Here is a 19,040-nt window from a genome sequence, read left to right as displayed (position 1 = left end):
CCGTCTTTCTTTTATCATTCTACACTTTTTAGTGATTCTACCATATCAATCTGCCTTAGCTTAAAATACATTACGCCATTCACAAAGAATGAAAACGCCAGTGTGATCAAAAAACTATAAATAAAACTGCTGATATCAATATTTCTCCCAAACATCACAGACTCTATCTCCACTGTAACAATAATAAACTGATGTAAAATCTTCCCAAGCAGCATCCCAAATATACCGCCTATCACCGTCAGGATCATGTTTTCTCGATATACATATGCACTCACCTCATTATCATAGAAGCCCAGCACCTTCAACGTCGCCAATTCTCTCTTGCGCTCTGTGATATTGATATTATTCAGATTATACAGCACGACAAAGGACAGCATTCCTGCGGAAACCACAAGCACTATGATCACAATATCAAGACTGCTGAGCATATCATCCAGCCGGCTCTCTATGTCCGTTGTATAACTGACACTTAACGCGCCCGGATACTCCAACATTTCTTCCCCTATTTTCTGCGCCTGCTCTGTCGTACCATCCTGTGTCTGATAATATATAGCATTATAATCCGGCTCTTTTCCATATACCGTTTCATACAATGCCTCTGTCATATACAGATAATGGTTCATATAATTCTCACAAACACTTTTTACTTTAACCGGGATCTCTCCTTTTATATCATCCTGTATCCAGATTGTATCGCCAGGAACCACATCCAACGTCTTAGCCATCTTTTCTGTCAATATCACACTTTCGTCGTCCAGACTGTATCTTTCTTTTGTTACTCTGTCTTCAAAAATGACTAATTGGGAAAATGTATCTGTATCTTCCGGAACATTGAGATATACGTCCCCTTGTTTCTTGCCATTATGTACTTTTACCTGGGTCAAAAGATTCTCGACCGTCTTTTTTGTTCTGTCATCCTTCTTAAGCGCCTCGTATATATCCTGCTTTTCCTGCTCTGCCGCATCTTCATTCAAGATCACATTTCCATCATATAATTGTATCTTATCATATTGCAGTATACCAATATTAAATATCGAGTCCTGCAGTCCAAATCCAACCAATAGAAGTGCCATAGACCCACCAATACCAAATATCGTCATAAAGAATCGTTTCTTATATCGCATCAGATTGCGCACGGTCGCTTTCCATATAAAACTAAAACGTTTCCAGATAAACGGTACTCTCTCCAATACTACTCTCTTTCCTTGTTTAGGCGCAGGCGGACGCATCAATTCTGCCGCCTGCTCTCTCAATTCCCGGAAGCAGGAAAAGAAAGTCGCTCCGATCGTACAGACAAGGGCCGCCAATGAAGCCGCCGCCGCATAAGAAAAATGATAAGGGACAATGACCGTATCCATATGCGTATACATGATCCCATATGCCGTAATGATAATATACGGAAGTATCTTTTCCCCGATCAGCACACCCACTATACAGCCGCCGACCGTGGCAAAAAATGCATATCCCAGGTATTTTTCCGCGATCGCATGTCTTTCATATCCAAGCGCCTTAAGTGTACCGATAAGAGTCCTCTGTTCTTCTACCATACGGGTCATCGTCGTCAGGCTGACTAACGCGGCCACCAGGAAAAATAAAACCGGAAATACCTCGCCAATGGCTCTCATTCTGTCTGCATTGTCCCCATAACCGGTATAATCCGTAACTGCGCTGTCTCTATCATTGATATACCACTCGGCGTGTTCTATCTTCTCAACCTCATCCTCCGCATCCTGTATCTTCTCCTCACCATCTGCAAGCTTTTCTTCTGCCTCGGTCTTCCCTTCCTCGTATTCACTCCATCCGCCGGCAAGCTCTTGTTCTTTTTCTGCCAATTCTGTCTGTGCGTCCTGCAGCTGTGTCTTTGCCTGGCTGATCTGGACCCAGCCTGCATCTATCTGTGCCTGACCAGATACCAGCTGCGTTTTCGCTTCGTCCATTTGTGTCTGTCCTGCACTTAACTGCGAAAGATATTCATTCACTTGAGACAACGCCTGCTGTCGGTACTGTTCATCAAACTGTCCCGGAAAAACTACATCCAGTTCTGCTTTTGCCTGCGCTTTTATCGTATCACGGAATGTTTCACTGTTTATCTGTGCGAGAGACGCCTCCTGCACGGCAAGTTCTGCCTTCAATCCCGCTAACTGTCCGCCGGGGTCTCCACTTTCCTCCAGCCTTTTTATCGTTTCTTCAAGCTGTGCAATGGCACTTTCTATCTGTGCTGCCTGTCCGTCCAGTTTTCCTTCCGCCGTCAGGTAAGCCTGTGATAAAGCTTCCTCATATCCCTGTTGATATGCCTCCTGGTATGTCTCATCCTTTGTAATACTGCCTGCTTCTAACGCTGCCTTTTGCTGCTCCAGCTCTGTTTTCGCCGCATCCGTCTCTTCTTGTTTTGCCGTAAGGGAAGCCCAAGCACTATCCATTTCCGCCTGCTTTGCCGTCAGTTCGCTTTCTGAAATCGCAAGTTGGCTCGCAGAACTTTCTATCTCTGCCTTTGCGCTGTCTATCTGATTCTGTCCATCCTCCAACTGCTGTTTCGCTTCTGACAGCTTTTCCTCTGCCTCTGTCTGAGCTTGTGCAAATTCCGCCTTTGCATCTGCCAGCTGTGTATTTGCCTCGTCAATGATCTCCTGATAACGTGCGTCCTCCCGTTCTTCTTTGATCCCCTCTATGTGTTCTGTCACAGCCTCTACACAGTCGTCATATGCAGCGGTAAACGCCGTCAATGCCTTTGCGCCCTCTGCCGCTACATATAGTTCTGTGTATACTTCCATGTCAAAACTCTCTGCGGGCACACTGACAAAACCGTCTACATTTCCCGTACCGATCGTCGTACTGCCTCTCTGAAAGGAAATATAACATGGACTGCTGATAGCGCCAACGATCGTAAAGGTGTCCTCTTTTAGTGTATCTGTGATCTTTGTATCTGTCCCTGAACGCAGTGTGATCGTATCCCCGATCTGAAAGCCTTCTTCAACGAGAAAATCTACGTCCACAGCACACTCCTGCGCCGTCTTGGGAAGCCGTCCCTTCTCCACTGTCACCTGGTTCATCGTCGGCAGGATAGAAGAAATATGTACCACGCTCTCTGTTTCATTTCCTGTACATAAGGCATCCACAGAATAACCGCCTTCTACCTTTTCTATGCCCTCCGTCTCTCTTAACGCTTCCACATCATCCTCTGTCAGCCCTAACGTACTGACCACTTGGATATCCATCAAATTCTTCTCATCAAAATAGGTATCTCCGGATATGCGCATATCCGGTTCAGCCGCACGAATTCCGGAAAAGAAAGCAACACCGATCGCCACAATAAAGAAGATGGACAAAAATCGTCCCAAACTGCGTCTGATCTCCATATAAAAATCTTTTCTCAGTGCTTTTCTGTTCATGTAAATGACCTACCATTCGATCTCGTCTATTGATACTGGGTTTTTATTAATCTCCATTTTAGAAACTTTGCCGTTTTTTATCTTGATCAGACGATCTGCCATCGGCGCCAGCGCAGAATTATGCGTGATAACGATCACTGTCATGCCGCGCTCCCGGCACATATCCTGCAAGAGTTTTAAAATCGCTTTTCCGGTATTGTAATCCAGAGCTCCTGTAGGCTCGTCGCACAGAAGCAGTTTCGGATTCTTAGCCAACGCTCTGGCTATGGAAACCCTTTGCTGCTCTCCGCCTGAAAGCTGTGCAGGAAAATTGTCCATTCTATCTGCAAGTCCTACTTCCCTTAGCACTTCCCGCGCATCCAAAGGCTCTCTGCATATCTGCAATGCCAGTTCAACATTTTCCAGTGCCGTCAGATTTGGCACCAGATTATAAAACTGAAATACAAAGCCAATATCCTCACGGCGGTACCCCGTCAATTGCCTCGCCGAGTACTTAGTAATCTCTTCTCCGTCCACAAGCAGACTGCCCGATGTCGCTGTATCCATTCCTCCCAGGATATTGAGCACTGTCGTTTTCCCTGCGCCGCTGGGCCCCACAATAACAACAAATTCACCTTTATGAATGGTAAAATCGATTCCGTCTACGGCACGGATCTCGATTTCTCCCATTTTATAAATCTTTGTAATATCTTGAAGTTGTACGAAATTTTCCATCCCTTCATCTCCCGGACATGATATACGTTTTCTATGTTATTATACCATGCTTACATGAGAATTTAATCAAATTCAATGTAATTTCACACTTTTTTAATGTCTGCCTTGTATTACATACCTTATCGTGCGAAGCACGCCCGCCTGTAAGGCATGTGTTACGGTATGCCCTAATGGGTATACCTTATCGTGCGAAGCACACCCGCCTGTAAGGCATGTGTTAGGATATACACTTTATTCTTTTATTGTTTTTGTATCAAATTTGTAGGTTACGGATCCATTTTCCCATTTCCCCCGAATTTCATAAGTATGTTCGGCTTCTAATGTTACAGCATACTTCGAACCGGACTGTATAAGTTCTACTTCTTGTACTCCATCGGTAGTATAAAGGAAAAGCTCTGCTTTTGCAGGATTGGGAAAAAATGAGATTACTCCCTCCGTACTGCTGCCTTCCATCTCAAATACGGTATTCACAGAATCTTCCGTTTCATTTACGACATCATGTTGTACAGCACCGTTTTCTGTTTCAAAAGACCAATCATAAGATGTCTCGTAAATAGCAGCTGCTACGTCGCCAAAGGACTGAGAGCTTTCAATAGTACAAGTTGGAATCCTAGATGGATCTACTTCGATGCCCATTGTCTCTTCGATCAGCGGGTAATACTTTTCTGCCAAATCGACCGTTCCTTCTTCTAAACGAACGACATCTGAAATTCCAGAATACATTGGCGGAATACTTGCTGTCATCATAAGATTTCCGTTAAACTGAAGTTGATCTCCGTCTTTTAGATCTTCAAACTTTAGTACATTTCCTTCTTTGTCTTTCATATGATCCAATGGAAGTTCCGCAGTAAAAACAGAGTTTGTCTCCACATCTACGAAGGCATAAGCACCATCTTCTCCATACGTAATAAAAACTCCGACAGGTGCTTCTGTGATTGGTTTTTCTGAAGTTTCCGTTTCTGCTTTTGTTGCTCCGGTTTTCTGGTTATTTCCACAAGCGGTAAATGCGAATGCAGATAAAACTGCTAATGATATCGCAATCCATTTTCTTATTTTCATATTCAATTCCTCCTAATTCAAAGTAGTTTTTAATAATAAGAGTCAATGATAAAGCATTTTGTTGCAGGAAAGTGAAAATTCATCACTTTGTATTACTGGGATTTAATATATTTAAAGAAACGCTTTTATTTCCAACAAATGATCTACCGTATAATCTGCTGGATTCTCTGTACCTTTTGATTCTTTATCAAACCAACATGTTTTTATACCGTAATTGTTAGCCCCTTTTATATCTGCGGATAAGGAATCCCCTATCATGATGATCTCACTTAAGTCCGCTGCACATATTTCTTTACAGCACACAGCAAAAAATTCTTTCGTCGGCTTTGAATGTCCTATTTTTTCTGACACAAAATAACCGCTTAAGTAGTTATCCATTCCAGCTAATTTCATTCTTTGTACTTGCTGTTCAAACGGGCCGTTGCTTGCTGCATATATTTTATATTTTCCACTTAAATACTCTAATAACTCTAAAGCTCCCTCTACTTGAATAGCACTTTTAGAAAGATACGCAAGGAAATGCTTCTCAAACTCTTTACCATCAAGTGATACTCCCACCGCTAGAGAAACCTTTTCCCATCTCACACAATAAATCTCATCCGAAGTTATTTCTTTTTTCTCCATCTGCTTCCAAAGTGAGGCATTGATTTTTTTGAAATGGTCATATGTATTTTGAGGCAGTATTAATTTCATTTTCTTTGCAGCTTCATCCATTGCCCATTTTGCACATAAATCAAAATCCAAAAGTGTATCATCTATATCCATTAAAATAGTTGAAATCATTCTTTCCATCCTCCGCAATCCAAATCTTCTATTGACTCTGCGCTCTACAAAATTGGGTTTTACTTTTTTCTTAATGGCAATGCTATTAAATTGCCAAATAACGCAATACCTGTATATACTACTACATAACTCCATGCACTTAAGTTATAAAACATAAATACAGATGGGATAAACATAATCACTTTAAGTCAGTCTTTCTTTATCATGATATAATTTGTAAGAAAAACTCCTTGTCGTTCTACTTGTTGTTCTTTGATAACTCTATATCCTCTCTTTTCGAAAAAAGGTCTTGCCGTTATAGAAGAATGCACAGTAATATTTCCCCGCATCTCCTGCTCTAATCGATCACAGATCGCTGTAGCGATCCCTTTCCCCTGACAATCCGCACGAACGAATAAACGGTCAAGGTAACCTGTCCGATCTATATCGCCAAAGCCGACGATCACCCCTTCATCAACTGCCACTACACTATAATGTTCTCGAAGTGACTGGTTCCATTTTTCCAGATCCACCTTTCCGTCTGCCCATACGGCAAGCTGCTCTTTTGTATAGTCTTTTGCATTAACGGTATGGACCGTATGATAAAATAATTCTGCCAAAATCTCGCAGTCTGACTGCTCATATCTTCTGATTTCCACTTCTTTCCCCTCCGATATATGAAATGAAACTGAGATTTCTGCAAAAACATAGGAAGAAAAAAGCGATACCTGGTTGTGAAAACCAAGTATCGCTAACAAAACTTTTTATAATGGAGTATACGGGATTCGAACCCGTGGCCTCAACAATGCGAATGTTGCGCGCTCCCAACTGCGCTAATACCCCCTATATGGACCTGGCGGGAATCGAACCCGCGTCCAAAAACCTATCCCATGTACTTCTACTATCATAGTCAGTTCTTTCAGATTCCCCCCGCTGTACGGAAACTAACATCCTTACAGTTTCGGTAGCTTCATGATACGCCTGCCGGCTCAAAGCTTTGCCGGTATCGTTTCTCACATAGTCGGTGCCAGATCCTTAAAGTGTGAGTGCTCTAAGGCTGACATGCAGCAATTAGGCTGCAGCTAATTCGTAATTATCGTTAGCGTTTAATTTTAAATTTGTGATTTGACGCATCAACCTGCGGATAGCTTCTCCATCTTCAAGATCCCTGTCGAAACCAGTACAAGCCCTTGTCCAATGAAATACAGCCTCTTTTTTCAGTATGCGCAACTGAAAAATACTAAGACCATATATTATACTATAAAACGAAAAACAAAAATGTCAAGGTTTTACTTTCATTTTTCGCAAACATAATACTCTCTTTACTCTGATTATGTGATAATATATACCTATGATGTGAAAAAGAACTTACAAAAGGAGAGATTTTATGCCGACAACATACACACATTATAGATTTGGAAAAGAAGTAATCAGCGCTCTGCCCAGACCTCTGCAAGGCGCTATCGAAAATCACAGGGAGCTTTTCGATATCGGACTGCACGGACCAGATATACTATTTTACCACAAAGCGCTTATCAAGACCCCTGTGAATGCACAAGGCTATGCGATGCATGAAAAAATGGCCGATGAATTTTTCAAAAAAGGCATACAGAGAATCAACGCGTCTGCAGATCCTGCCGCTGCCAGAGCCTACATCTATGGCTTTATCTGCCATTTTGCCCTGGACAGCGAATGTCATCCTTATATCGAAAAAATGATACAGGCAAGCGGGATCAGCCATGCCGAGATCGAGATGGAGTTTGACAGACTGCTTCTGTGCGAGGACTATATTAATCCTATAAAATATCTCACCACCCGGCACATTCATCCTACAGCGCAAAATGCCGAGATCATTGCACCTTTTTTTGAAGAACTTTCTGCAGATACAGTAAAAAAGGCGCTAAAATCTATGATTTTTTATCATAAAGTACTGCTGTCTCCCAATCCAAAGAAACGGCAGCTTCTCTTTGGAGCAATGAAACTTGCCAAAATATACGACGCTATGCACGGCATGGTCATGAGTGAAACGCCCAATCCTGCCTGCGAGGACTACTGTCAGCTTCTTAGGCGTCTGTACTCCGGAGCAGTTCCTTTGGCGGCAGGACTGATCATCGACTATCAAAAAACACTGTTCCAAAATGAAGAACTTCCCAAACGTTTTCACAGGACATTCGGGGCAGGAGAAAACTGGGAAACACTTCCCCTGTAGAAATCAAAACTATTGCACATACGAGAGGAATGAGTATGAAATTTAAACTTACCAAACTAGAAAAAAACTGGGTTCTTTATGATGTGGGGAACTCTGCATTTACAATGATGGTATCCACCATCTTCCCAATTTACTTCAATACCCTTGCCGGAAACGCCGGTATTTCAGATGTCGACTATCTGGCTTACTGGGGATATGCCGTGTCGATAAGCACCCTGCTGGTCGCACTGATCGGCCTTACGTTGGGCGCTGTCGCAGATATACAAAATTATAAGAAAAAGATCTTTGGAATTGTTATGGGACTTGGAATCGCCGGGTGTATTCTTCTGGGATTCCTTTCGTCCTGGTTCTGGTTCCTCGTGATCTTCATTCTGGCAAAGACTGGCTATTCTTCAAGTCTTGTATTTTATGACGCAATGCTGCCCGATATAGCGGAACCTGATCGAATGGATCGTGTCTCCTCCCACGGTTATGCCTGGGGATATATCGGCAGCTGTATTCCTTTTGCTGTCTGTCTGCTTCTCATCCTATTCGGAGGCAACATAGGACTGAGCGCACAGCAGTCCATGATCATCGCCTTTTTGATCACAGCGCTCTGGTGGGGAGGTTCTTCCCTTCCTTTATTAAAATGCTATCGGCAGAAATACTATGTCCAGACCGGAGGTCATGTGATCAAAGACAGCTTTTTGCGCCTGGGTCATACCTTTAAGGAACTGGTAAAAGAAAAACGTGTTTTTCTTTTTCTGCTTGCATTTTTCTTTTATATCGACGGAGTTTATACGGTCATCGATATGGCGACCGCATATGGACAAGCCCTGGGACTGGACAGCAATGGTCTTCTTTTGGCGCTCCTTGTGACACAGATTGTTGCATTCCCTTCTGTCTTACTTTTTAGCAGACTCGTGAAAAAAGTCTCGCCTGCTAAGATCATCGCCGTCTGTATCAGCGCATACTTCGGCATCGCCGTGTATGCTTACTGGCTTGACACACAGTTAGATTTCTGGATCCTGGCTGTTTTAGTAGGATTGTTCCAGGGAACGATACAAGCTCTGTCCCGTTCCTATTTTGCTAAGATTATCCCTGCGGAAAAGTCCGGAGAATATTTCGGAATCTATGATATCTGCGGAAAAGGCGCCTCTATTATCGGTACTGCTTTTGTCTCCTTTTTAAGTCAGATCACAGGGAGTATCAATATCGGCGTCAGCGCATTATCTGTCATGTTTTTAATCGGCCTGCTTTTATTTTTAAAAGCCGCAAGATTAAACGAATACTAAATAAATAGAAAGGAAACTGCTTCATGAAGCATCATACACCGAAAAGTTCAGAAGAAATATTAGAAAAAAGGATCCTGCTCCTCTCTTTTTTGTCCGGAGTCGGTTTTGTTATCGTTGAGCTGATTTATGCGGTCTACAGCCATTCCCAATCCACACTGATGGATGCATTGTATGATGCTTCTGAACTTGTCTTTATTATTTTGCTTTTATTTTTGACCCCTTTATTTCATCGCCCTATTTCCGAAAAGCATCCATATGGCTTTTTTCAGCTGGAATCTTTTTTTATTTTGATCAAAAATATCATGCTGATTTCTGTAACTGTCAGTGTGCTGACAAGTGTCATTGAAAAATTATTTTCCGGCGGCAGTCATATCAACAAAGGGCAAGTCTCTTTATTCCAGCTGATTCTGGGAATGGTCAGTTTTCTGATTTTATGCATAATGAAATTCATGAGCCGCAAAGTTTCTTCCCCTACGGTAAAAGCAGAAATACTAGGTTGGAAACTTGATGTGGCTTACAGTCTTGGCATGTCTTTCGCCTTTTTTATTGCCATGGAACTGCAGCAGACGTCTTTTGCCTTTCTCTCTCCTTATTTTGACCAGCTCATTGCTATATTGATCATGCTGTTTATGATTCCTGAGACGATCAAAATGCTGATTGAAACTTTCCGGGAATTGTTTCTTTTTTCACCGGATCAGCAGACGGTCGACACGATCAAAAAAATATCCGGCAAAATTTTAGAAGACTATGCTTTTATTCCCGTTTTCTATGATATTGCCCGTACCGGCCGTCAGCTATGGATCTCCATCTATTTTCGCGTTGACGCGGATGCCGTATCCGTAAAAAATATCCAGGCAGCCAATGAGCGCTTAAGTTCCTGTCTGGCAGAGGAATTTCCCAATGCTGCCTGTGAGATCATACTGGATAATCATAAAACCCCTCTCCCAGAAACTGAGTAGTATTGTTATAAAATAAATAATTTTCATATTAAAAACCCAGTCTCAGAAAAGGCTGCGCCGCATACCGGCAAAAAGCTCCTTCTAAGGCTGGGTTCTCTCTTTTTATTCTTTCTCGTTATAATGATGTGCTTCTTCCAGCATCATATCTTTTACTTTCATCAGACGAATCTGGGTACTTCGCTCATTTTCATCCAGCTTCATGGTGATATATTTGATATTTTTCTCCGTTTCCGGGATAATGACATGTTCCAACGCGTTTACACGTCTTCTTGTCTTTTCTATCTCGGCTGCCATGAGCTGGCACGCCTTTTCACATTCTGCCAGCCGTATCATATCCGGCACAATATCTGCCAGTGATTTAACCGCTCCATCCAGATCGCTGGATGTAAATGCAAAACCGTAAGAATAAATATCATTTTCATCCGCTGTTCTTGTCTGATACTGAAACGTCGGGATATTTACACTCATAACATTCTTCTCGCCGGGCGACAGATTGATCTCCTGTTTCGGCGCCATTAAAGCTGTATGCAGTGCCGCCTCCGACATGCCTGCTTTAGCGATCACAAAATTCTTATTTGCAGACAGGATGCCTGCCTCCACCTTTTTGCGGACTTCCATGTTTTCCCGGACTAAGTCCAGATACTGGCGCATGAGTTCATCCCGCTTATCTTTTAAAAGCTTATGTCCGCGTATCGCTGTGATCCGCTTCTTCTTAAGCCTGGTCAGTTCCATACGGGTAGGATTTACCTGTGTTGCTGCCAACTTGCGCTCACCTCCTTGTATGCTTTCCTTCCGCCCTATATATCCCTCTAAACACCTGCCAGTGCAAGACAGGCTTGCACTTTCCTCTGTTTAGAGGATATGCTTACTTTTTCTGCTCAGCCGTGCAGCTCGTTTCCGCTTTCGCTTCATCTCACTGGCGGGCATCCGCCCTATATATCCCTCTAAACACCTGCCAGTGCAAGACAAGCTTGCACTTTCCTCTGTTTAGAGGATATGCACGGCTGATTATTGGGCATAATATTTATCTAGGAATTTGTCGTCGATACGCTTTAGTTCTGTTCTTGGGAGCATGCGCAGCAGTTCCCAGCCAATCTCCAGGGTTTCTTCAATGCTGCGGTCTGTCATATATCCCTGGGAGACATATTTTTCTTCAAACGCATCTGCAAACTTCGCATACATAAGGTCGATCTCAGTCAGCGCCGCCTCCCCTAAGATGACCATCAATTCTTTGGCATCTTTTCCACGCGCATATGCGGCGAAAAGCTGGTTCATCGTATTGGAATGATCGGCACGTGTCTTTCCTTCTCCGATTCCCTTATCTTTCAGACGGGACAGTGACGGCAGAACATCAATCGGCGGCGCAATCCCTTTTCTGTAAAGATCACGGCTTAAGATAATCTGTCCTTCTGTAATGTAACCTGTCAGGTCAGGAATCGGATGGGTCTTGTCATCTTCCGGCATAGTAAGGATCGGGATCATCGTGATACTTCCCGTCTTTCCTCTCTGCCGTCCGGCTCTCTCGTATATGGAAGCCAGGTCTGTATACATATATCCCGGATACCCTCGGCGTCCCGGCACTTCTTTGCGGGCCGCAGATACTTCACGCAGGGCATCTGCATAGTTTGTGATATCTGTCAGGATAACAAGTACGTGCATATCTTTTTCAAAAGCAAGATACTCTGCCGCTGTCAGCGCCATTTTCGGTGTTGCGATACGTTCGATCGCCGGATCGTTTGCCAGATTGACAAACAGCACGGTACGGTCGATCGCTCCGGTTTCTTTAAAGCTCTCGATAAAATAATTAGATTCCTCGAATGTGATACCCATTGCGGCAAATACAACGGCAAAGTTCTCATCATTTCCCAGTACCTTTGCCTGTCTTGCGATCTGCGCCGCCAGCTGTGCATGGGGCAGACCGGACGCAGAGAAAATAGGCAGTTTCTGTCCACGGACAAGTGTATTCAAGCCGTCGATCGCGGATACCCCTGTCTGGATAAATTCCTCCGGATAACTTCTGGCCGCCGGGTTCATCGGCAAGCCGTTAATATCCATACGAGCGTCCGGCAGAATCTCCGGGCCGTCATCGATCGGACGTCCCAATCCGTCAAATACCCGTCCCAGCATATCTTCTGATACGCCTAACTCCATACTGCGCCCCAAAAAACGGACTTTACTGTTTGATAAATTGATTCCCGTAGAGCTCTCAAACAGCTGTACCAGGGCGTCGCTTCCGTTGATCTCCAACACTTTACAGCGCCGTGTTTCTCCGCTGGCCAGCTCGATCTCTCCCAGTTCATCATAGGTAACATTTTCCACGCCGCGCACCAGCATAAGCGGGCCGGCTACTTCCTGTATCGTTCTATACTCTTTTGGCATTTAGCGGTCCTCCTTTACCAGTGCGTTTGCAATTTCCACACTTAATGCGTCGTCTACTTTCTTATATTCTGTATCCAGAGCATCCTCCGTCACATATTTAAAACGACCGATCTGTTCCCGCACCGGCATACGGATCAGTTTCTCAAGAGAAGCTCCTTCTGCCAATGCGTCCACCGCTCTGTCATAAAATGCGGTTACCAGATTCATCATCATATACTGTTTCTTCAGAGAAGTATAGGTATCGATCTCGTGGAAGGAATTCTGATGAAGGAAATCCTCACGGATCGATCGGGCTGCTTCCATTTTCAGTCTGTCTCCGGGAGAAAGCGCATCCATACCAACCATCTTCACGATTTCTTCCAGCTCTGCTTCTTCCTGCAGAAGGGTCATCATCTTCTGTCTGTTCTTCATCCAGCCTTCCGCTACATTTGCATTGAACCATTTCTCCATATCATCCAGATACAAAGAATAACTGTTCAGCCAGTTGATGGCTGGGAAATGTCTCTTATATGCCAGGTTGGAATCCAATCCCCAGAATACCTTTACAATACGCAGTGTCGCCTGGGAAACAGGCTCGGAAATATCTCCTCCCGGAGGGGATACGGCTCCTATTACGGAAAGCGCTCCCTCTCTGCCTTCTTTGCCAAGGGAGATCACATGTCCGGCTCTCTCATAGAACTGCGCCAAACGGCTTCCCAGATAAGCCGGATATCCTTCCTCACCGGGCATTTCTTCCAGACGTCCCGACATCTCACGAAGGGCCTCTGCCCATCTGGAAGTAGAATCTGCCATCAGCGCAACAGAATATCCCATATCACGGAAATACTCCGCGATCGTGATTCCGGTATAAATAGACGCCTCACGTGCCGCAACGGGCATATCCGATGTATTGGCGATCAGAACGGTCCTCTGCATAAGAGACTGTCCTGTTTTTGGATCCTTTAGTTCCGGGAATTCATTCAGAACATCCGTCATCTCATTTCCACGCTCTCCACAGCCGATATAAACAACTATATCTGCTTCTGCCCATTTAGCAAGCTGGTGCTGGATCACCGTTTTTCCACTTCCGAACGGCCCTGGAACTGCCGCCACACCGCCTTTCGCGATCGGGAAGAAGGTATCCACTACACGCTGCCCTGTAATAAGGGGCATTTCCGGCGGAAGTTTTTTCTTATACGGACGTCCACGGCGAACCGGCCATCTCTGCATAAGAGTCAATTCTTTATCTCCGTCTTTTGTCTCCACGACAGCAACCGTTTCTTCTACCGTAAACTCTCCTGCTTTAATTTCCTTGATGGTTCCTTCTATCCCATAAGGGACCATGATTTTTTGCTGCACAACGATCGTTTCCTGCACAGTACCGATCACATCTCCGGCTTCTACTGTATCCCCTGCCTGTACTGTAGGGACAAAATTCCATTTCAGATCCCGTTTCAGGGAAGGAACTTCCACACCTCTCTTCAAGCTGTTTCCCGAAATCTTCATAATGTCGTCCAGCGGTCGTTGGATCCCATCGTAGATACTAGTGATCAATCCCGGTCCCAGCTCTACGGACATAGGTACCTCCATAGACTCTACCGGCTCTCCCGGTCCCAGACCAGAAGTTTCCTCGTATACCTGAATGGAAGCCTCGTCGCCATGGATCTCAATGATTTCGCCGATCAGTCTCTGCTTACTGACACGAACCACGTCAAACATATTTGCGTCGCGCATCCCCTCTGCGATAACAAGGGGCCCTGCGACTTTTTTAATTGTGCCTGTACTCATTGGGCTTTTGCCTCCTTAATTCAATTCTTCCTAATTTACTCATTACCGAACAAAATATCTGAACCGACCGCCTGCTCCACGGTCTTTTTCACGCCTTCTATCCCGGCGCCTGTATTTCCCGATACCCCAGGTATCTGGATAATAGCAGGCAGGACCTGTTCCTGATATTTTTCGATTTCTTCTTTCAGTTCGGCCGCAACCGCCTCGGTAATATAGATAATGCCATATTTCCCTGCGGCAAGCTGATCTAACTTCTTCTTTGCTTCCTCCCGGGTCTTTACAGGACATATGCTAAGACCCAGCGTAGCAAAGCCATATATGCTGTCATAATCGCCGATCACTGCAATCTTATACATACATCTGCCTTATCCTTTCCCGGATTGCCTCTTCTGGGAAATCATTCTGTTTTCCCGTCAAGATGATCCGAACTGTCTTTATCTCGTTTTCTCTGGCAATTAAATAGGCTGCCAGAGGTCCCACAGAAAACGCCTCATATTTCTGCGTTTTCATTGTTTCTATCATACGGTTGTCACACCAGCGCTCAAATGCTGACGGAGATTCTTCCAAGGCCTGCGCGCCCTCTGCATATGCCGTGCCTGTAAGATACTCCCGTATTGCATCCATCCCGCTTAGCGCGGCCTTTATAAGCTGCTCTACATTGATACTGTCACACGGGGCTAGGGCACGCCGCATAAATTCTGCGCTTTTCCCTGTTTTCTGCGCCCGTACGGCAACCTTGATGTCCGCGATCGCTACGGTAGCATCCGCATACTGCCGGATGATATCATCCGAGGCATTCTTCCCCGCCTCATAGATTGCATCCAGCGCCGCCTTATCTACAATGACATCACACAGCTGTCCATCTCTTGTATGAAGCAGTGTATCATACGCTTCACGCGCTGTCTGTGCCATCTGTCCCGGCAGTTTTTCAAACTCCTTGTTCTCTATGATACGAAGCATTTCTTTGCCGGGGATCTTGCAGTCCTCATAAAAGATATTCTCGTTTCTTGCTTCTGTGCACACCTCTTTGATCGCTGCTTTTAAATTGTGATACAGCTTCGGATATGAAAACACATCAAACACACGCATATCCGGCGCCACATCGGCGATCACTTCCCATGTTTTTTCTTCTTCTCTTTTCAGCATAGAAACCATATCTGCTGCTCCGCCTGCGTCCCCCCAGCCTTTTTCGCTCAAAAACTGCAGACATTGTTCATAAGTGCCGCAAGATAACAGCTGTTCAATAGCAGCTGCGTTAAGCAGCGAGACTTCCAAAGCACGTATGCGCGCAACCGCGTAAGTATATTCCAAATCTTTCAAGACTAATCCTCCTTATCCGCTCTGCGCCGTGTATAAAAACACTGCGCTGCCGGTTACGCTTTATGCAAATAACAGACTGTGCACCTTATCAGACAATTCATCTCTTTTTGCGTCAAATAATGCCTTGATCGTGCAGTTTTCTTCAATTCCGCCATATACCAGGATAAACCCGCCGTCTATCTGTCTTGTCTCTTGGGAAACAGTAAGTGCGCCGCCTTTTTGCGCCGCGATCTGTGAAATCTTCTGTTCAAATCCTTCCGGCATTCTTTCCAGATCTTTCTTAGAAAAATACACCTCGCCTTCCTGCGCCAGCACATATTTTGCCAATAGTTTTTCTGCCATTTCAAAATACTCCTGTGCATCCAGCTCCTGTATCTTCTCATATGCCTTTTCCAGCACTTCCCTGATCACTTCTTGTTTTGCTTTTAGCATTGCCTTTTTTCTGTACATATCACAGGAAGAAGCCGAACGTTCCATTAAGATCTCTATATCTGCTTCGGACTGTTCCAGAATTTTCTCTGCAGCGGCGTCCGCTTCTGCTTTCGCTGCTTCTAACAGCTCTTCTGCTTTCGCCTTCGCCTTTTCTATTTCTGCTTCCGCTGAGTGGTCTGCCTCCTCTAGTATCTGGCGTTTCATTTTTTCCAATCCACTCATATCCATGCTCTCCTTTTATGAAAAAGTCTTTTTATATCTGCTTTTTACTGAATCTTGATTCCGCTTACCGCAAGGAATGAAATCAGAAGAGCAAGAATCGCATACGTCTCAACCATTGCAGGGAACAGCATCGCTTTACCAAACTGATCGGGTTTCTTTGCTACAATACCGATAGAAGCTGCCGCTGTTTTTCCCTGTGCGATCCCGGATAACAAACCTACGATTCCGATCGGCAGACATGCCGCCAGGATCATGAGTCCTGTTTTAACATCGATCTGTGCGATATCTCCGCCCAGGATACCGATATTGGACAATGTGATAAAGCCTACCAGAAGTCCGTAAAGTCCCTGTGTACCAGGAAGAAGCTGAATGATCAGCACCTTGGCAAATTTACTTGGGTCTTCTGTAACAACACCTGCCGCCGCCTGTCCGGCAATCCCTACTCCGATCGCAGAGCCTGCCCCTGCTAAGAGCACTGCAACTGCCGCGCCAAGCAATGCGTATACGATTCCTAATTCACTCATAATACTCATGATAAAGTTTCCTCCTTCAAATCTGTATATTTTGTATTTGTTCTAAATGGATGGAACGGTTTTCCTCCGCCCTCATAGAATTTTCCGAAGAATTCCACAAACTGCAGACGATTCGTATGCACATACGCGCCCAGCAGATTGATGGCAAGGTTCAGTAAATGTCCGATGATAAAGATCACCACAAAACCAATGATCCCGAAAATATTGTTCGGCATCATGCTGCCCATCTGGTTAATAACAGACGCAATAACACCTGTTGCCAGCCCTAACGCCAACAAACGTGAATAAGACAACGCGTCGCTTAACCAGCCGGTCACATTATACAGGTCATACGCTCCAAGCGCGATACGGATCCCCGGATTCTTACTGGAGCGCCCTGACATCAAAATGATCCCCACAGCTCCGGCGATTGCCAGTACTTTTGCAATTGTATTCACCGGTCCCGGAAATACGATCTGTGTCTGTGCGATCGAGGCAAAAATATCGCTTGGCAGAAGCATTAAAATAAGCCCTGTAAGCAACATAAACCAGAGAACAACATCACAGAAAAAGTCCATGACCTTACCGTCGCGCAGGCACATATATCCTTTGATCCCTAATCCTACGAACAGGTGGATCACACCGAATAACATGGAATACACCAAAAGTTTCATCGGATCATTTAAAGGTACAAACCACAATGCCGGGACTGTCACAGCATGCCCAAAGAATTTTTCCGATACAATATCCACAATATTTCCAAAATATCCCCCGAAAAGTATTCCCCAGACAAGGGTAGAAATACCGCAGTACATGAACAGTTTTAAAGATTTCTTCATGCTCTCCCCCATACGTGGGAACTTCTTGAGCACTATAAAACACGCGGCCGCCACAATCGCTCCATATGCCGCGTCGGAGAGCATCATTCCAAAGAAAAATACATAGAAAAACGACATGATCGTCGTCGGATCGATCTCTCCTTTATGGGGAAGTCCGTAGGATTCTACAATTCCTTCCACGCTTGCCGAAAATGGATTATTCTTTAAGAGTACCGGCATTTCCTCGTCTTCTTTTAATTCTTCTACATCCACTGCGCAGTCATATTTTGCCTGTAAGAAATCTTCCACATCTTTTACCTTCTGCCTGGGTATATAGCCGCTTATGACAAAGGTTCTTTCAGACTGCGGGAGCTGCCCTAATACTTCATACTTATCTGCACGCACTCTGTAGTAATCGGCAAGAATTTTCAACTCTTCTCTGATCGAAGCAGATTCTTTTACTTCCTTCTCGATTTCGCCAATCCTAATCTTGATAGATTTTATTTTATTTTCCAGTTCTTCCTTCTCCCGTGCCGGTATATCTGCACATATCTGGGATGGCTTTGCAAATCCTGCACTGCGCAGGGCTTCCTCTGCTTCTGCCTCCTCTTTCTTTAAACAGAGTACAGCCATATATACGGTATCCGGTTCAGAAGAGATGATCTGTACTTCCACGCCTTCCACCTCCGGCGCTTTATCCGCAAGGATAGAGAGTACATCTTCTACCCTTGTCTGCCCCGGCATGGTTCCCAGCAGCATAGCCGTTTTTTCCGTCCCTGCGAAATCCATTGGAACATCCAACGCCAGCCACGGTTTCAGACTTTCGATCTGATTCTCCAGCTTTAGGATATTCGCCGTTTGCTCTGCTTTTTCCTTATCAAGTAAATGGATTTCTTTTACTTTTTTTAACAGGTCTTCTTTTCGGTCCAGCACTTGCCTGTAAGCAGCTTTTTCCACAAGATCTTTTCCTTCCAGAGAAGACAGCATAGATTTCTTCACAGGCGCGTATGCATCCAGGATCTCCAACGCGCCGTCTGTGCTGACAGCTGCTTTTTCAAAACTCATCCTGGCATTGATCGTATCCAGTTTATGGAAATCTTGATCTTCCTCTATAAGCTGGCTTAATTCTATGACACCCATACTCTGCAATTTTTCCAGAATCGGCTTACGGTCTTTTTTCAGTGCGCAGATACTGATTCGCTGCATCTGCAATACCGCCATAAT

General features: G+C 44.6%; 16 protein-coding genes, 1 tRNA gene and 1 other RNA gene. 3 read left to right on the top strand and 15 right to left on the bottom strand.

Features of this window, described 5'->3' with window-relative positions:
* Positions 1–14 precede the first annotated feature (14 nt).
* The 7 genes from BN3282_RS06670 to ssrA form a co-directional block, all read right to left on the bottom strand.
* Complete coding sequence (locus BN3282_RS06670; RefSeq protein WP_059067687.1) at positions 15–3,389, bottom strand: ABC transporter permease; 3,375 nt, start codon at positions 3,387–3,389, stop codon at positions 15–17.
* A gap of 9 nt (positions 3,390–3,398) precedes the next feature.
* Positions 3,399–4,103, bottom strand: coding sequence for an ABC transporter ATP-binding protein (locus BN3282_RS06665; RefSeq protein ID WP_059067685.1), 705 nt, complete (start codon positions 4,101–4,103; stop codon positions 3,399–3,401).
* A 231-nt stretch (positions 4,104–4,334) separates the two neighbouring features.
* Entirely contained in the window at positions 4,335–5,162 is an 828-nt protein-coding gene (locus BN3282_RS06660) for a hypothetical protein (RefSeq protein WP_059067683.1), read from the bottom strand.
* Positions 5,163–5,273: 111 nt separating this feature from the next.
* A complete protein-coding gene (locus BN3282_RS06655; protein ID WP_059067681.1) occupies positions 5,274–5,945 on the bottom strand; it encodes a YjjG family noncanonical pyrimidine nucleotidase in 672 nt (223 codons plus the stop codon).
* Positions 5,946–6,133: 188 nt separating this feature from the next.
* Positions 6,134–6,583 (bottom strand): GNAT family N-acetyltransferase, encoded by a 450-nt coding sequence (locus tag BN3282_RS06650; RefSeq protein ID WP_059067679.1) that lies wholly within the window; start codon positions 6,581–6,583, stop codon positions 6,134–6,136.
* A 111-nt stretch (positions 6,584–6,694) separates the two neighbouring features.
* A tRNA-Ala gene (locus BN3282_RS06645) sits at positions 6,695–6,767 on the bottom strand.
* Between the two features lie 2 nt (positions 6,768–6,769).
* Positions 6,770–7,114, bottom strand: a transfer-messenger RNA (tmRNA) gene (ssrA, locus tag BN3282_RS14640).
* Positions 7,115–7,311: 197 nt separating this feature from the next.
* Here ssrA and BN3282_RS06640 point away from each other — a divergent pair.
* The 3 genes from BN3282_RS06640 to BN3282_RS06630 are packed head-to-tail and all read left to right on the top strand — an operon-like array spanning position 7,312 to position 10,366.
* Complete coding sequence (locus BN3282_RS06640; protein ID WP_059067677.1) at positions 7,312–8,133, top strand: zinc dependent phospholipase C family protein; 822 nt, start codon at positions 7,312–7,314, stop codon at positions 8,131–8,133.
* Positions 8,134–8,168: 35 nt separating this feature from the next.
* Positions 8,169–9,407 (top strand): MFS transporter, encoded by a 1,239-nt coding sequence (locus BN3282_RS06635; RefSeq protein WP_059067676.1) that lies wholly within the window; start codon positions 8,169–8,171, stop codon positions 9,405–9,407.
* Positions 9,408–9,430: 23 nt separating this feature from the next.
* Complete coding sequence (locus BN3282_RS06630; RefSeq protein ID WP_059067673.1) at positions 9,431–10,366, top strand: cation efflux transmembrane domain-containing protein; 936 nt, start codon at positions 9,431–9,433, stop codon at positions 10,364–10,366.
* Positions 10,367–10,468: 102 nt separating this feature from the next.
* Here the strand turns inward: BN3282_RS06630 and BN3282_RS06625 are convergent, their stop codons facing one another.
* The 8 genes from BN3282_RS06625 to BN3282_RS06590 all read right to left on the bottom strand — a co-directional run bounded on the left by BN3282_RS06625 (position 10,469) and on the right by BN3282_RS06590 (position 19,037).
* A complete protein-coding gene (locus tag BN3282_RS06625; protein ID WP_059067671.1) occupies positions 10,469–11,128 on the bottom strand; it encodes a V-type ATP synthase subunit D in 660 nt (219 codons plus the stop codon).
* A gap of 246 nt (positions 11,129–11,374) precedes the next feature.
* A complete protein-coding gene (locus tag BN3282_RS06620) occupies positions 11,375–12,745 on the bottom strand; it encodes a V-type ATP synthase subunit B (RefSeq protein ID WP_059067669.1) in 1,371 nt (456 codons plus the stop codon).
* The gene (locus BN3282_RS06615; protein ID WP_059067666.1) at positions 12,746–14,512 is read right to left on the bottom strand and encodes a V-type ATP synthase subunit A; all 1,767 of its coding nucleotides are present in this window, start codon (positions 14,510–14,512) and stop codon (positions 12,746–12,748) included.
* A 35-nt stretch (positions 14,513–14,547) separates the two neighbouring features.
* Complete coding sequence (locus BN3282_RS06610; protein WP_059067664.1) at positions 14,548–14,868, bottom strand: V-type ATP synthase subunit F; 321 nt, start codon at positions 14,866–14,868, stop codon at positions 14,548–14,550.
* Positions 14,861–15,832, bottom strand: coding sequence for a V0D/AC39 family V-type ATPase subunit (locus BN3282_RS06605; RefSeq protein WP_059067662.1), 972 nt, complete (start codon positions 15,830–15,832; stop codon positions 14,861–14,863). Before BN3282_RS06605 ends, BN3282_RS06610 begins: the two co-directional genes overlap by 8 nt.
* A 60-nt stretch (positions 15,833–15,892) precedes the next feature.
* A complete protein-coding gene (locus tag BN3282_RS06600; protein WP_059067660.1) occupies positions 15,893–16,486 on the bottom strand; it encodes a V-type ATP synthase subunit E in 594 nt (197 codons plus the stop codon).
* A 44-nt stretch (positions 16,487–16,530) separates the two neighbouring features.
* Positions 16,531–17,019 (bottom strand): V-type ATP synthase subunit K, encoded by a 489-nt coding sequence (locus tag BN3282_RS06595; RefSeq protein ID WP_059067658.1) that lies wholly within the window; start codon positions 17,017–17,019, stop codon positions 16,531–16,533.
* Positions 17,016–19,037, bottom strand: coding sequence for a V-type ATP synthase subunit I (locus BN3282_RS06590; protein WP_059067656.1), 2,022 nt, complete (start codon positions 19,035–19,037; stop codon positions 17,016–17,018). The genes BN3282_RS06595 and BN3282_RS06590 overlap by 4 nt, the downstream gene beginning before the upstream one ends.
* Between the last annotated feature and the right edge of the window lie 3 nt (positions 19,038–19,040).

The sequence above is a fragment of the Mediterraneibacter massiliensis genome (genome assembly GCF_001487105.1).
Classification (GTDB): Bacteria; Bacillota; Clostridia; order Lachnospirales; family Lachnospiraceae; genus Mediterraneibacter; species Mediterraneibacter massiliensis.
Note: the sequence above shows the minus strand (reverse complement) of the source record. Positions and strands in the feature narration are given on the sequence as shown.

Excerpts from the sequence above, each read along its gene's own strand:
- BN3282_RS06670 (WP_059067687.1), bottom strand. The coding sequence starts at position 3,389 with ATGAACAGAAAAGCACTGAGAAAAGATTTTTATATGGAGATCAGACGC.
- BN3282_RS06665 (WP_059067685.1), bottom strand. The coding sequence starts at position 4,103 with ATGGAAAATTTCGTACAACTTCAAGATATTACAAAGATTTATAAAATG.
- BN3282_RS06660 (WP_059067683.1), bottom strand. The coding sequence starts at position 5,162 with ATGAAAATAAGAAAATGGATTGCGATATCATTAGCAGTTTTATCTGCA.
- BN3282_RS06655 (WP_059067681.1), bottom strand. The coding sequence starts at position 5,945 with ATGATTTCAACTATTTTAATGGATATAGATGATACACTTTTGGATTTT.
- BN3282_RS06640 (WP_059067677.1), top strand. The coding sequence starts at position 7,312 with ATGCCGACAACATACACACATTATAGATTTGGAAAAGAAGTAATCAGC.
- BN3282_RS06635 (WP_059067676.1), top strand. The coding sequence starts at position 8,169 with ATGAAATTTAAACTTACCAAACTAGAAAAAAACTGGGTTCTTTATGAT.
- BN3282_RS06630 (WP_059067673.1), top strand. The coding sequence starts at position 9,431 with ATGAAGCATCATACACCGAAAAGTTCAGAAGAAATATTAGAAAAAAGG.
- BN3282_RS06620 (WP_059067669.1), bottom strand. The coding sequence starts at position 12,745 with ATGCCAAAAGAGTATAGAACGATACAGGAAGTAGCCGGCCCGCTTATG.
- BN3282_RS06615 (WP_059067666.1), bottom strand. The coding sequence starts at position 14,512 with ATGAGTACAGGCACAATTAAAAAAGTCGCAGGGCCCCTTGTTATCGCA.
- BN3282_RS06610 (WP_059067664.1), bottom strand. The coding sequence starts at position 14,868 with ATGTATAAGATTGCAGTGATCGGCGATTATGACAGCATATATGGCTTT.
- BN3282_RS06600 (WP_059067660.1), bottom strand. The coding sequence starts at position 16,486 with ATGAGTGGATTGGAAAAAATGAAACGCCAGATACTAGAGGAGGCAGAC.
- BN3282_RS06595 (WP_059067658.1), bottom strand. The coding sequence starts at position 17,019 with ATGAGTATTATGAGTGAATTAGGAATCGTATACGCATTGCTTGGCGCG.
- BN3282_RS06590 (WP_059067656.1), bottom strand. The coding sequence starts at position 19,037 with ATGGCGGTATTGCAGATGCAGCGAATCAGTATCTGCGCACTGAAAAAA.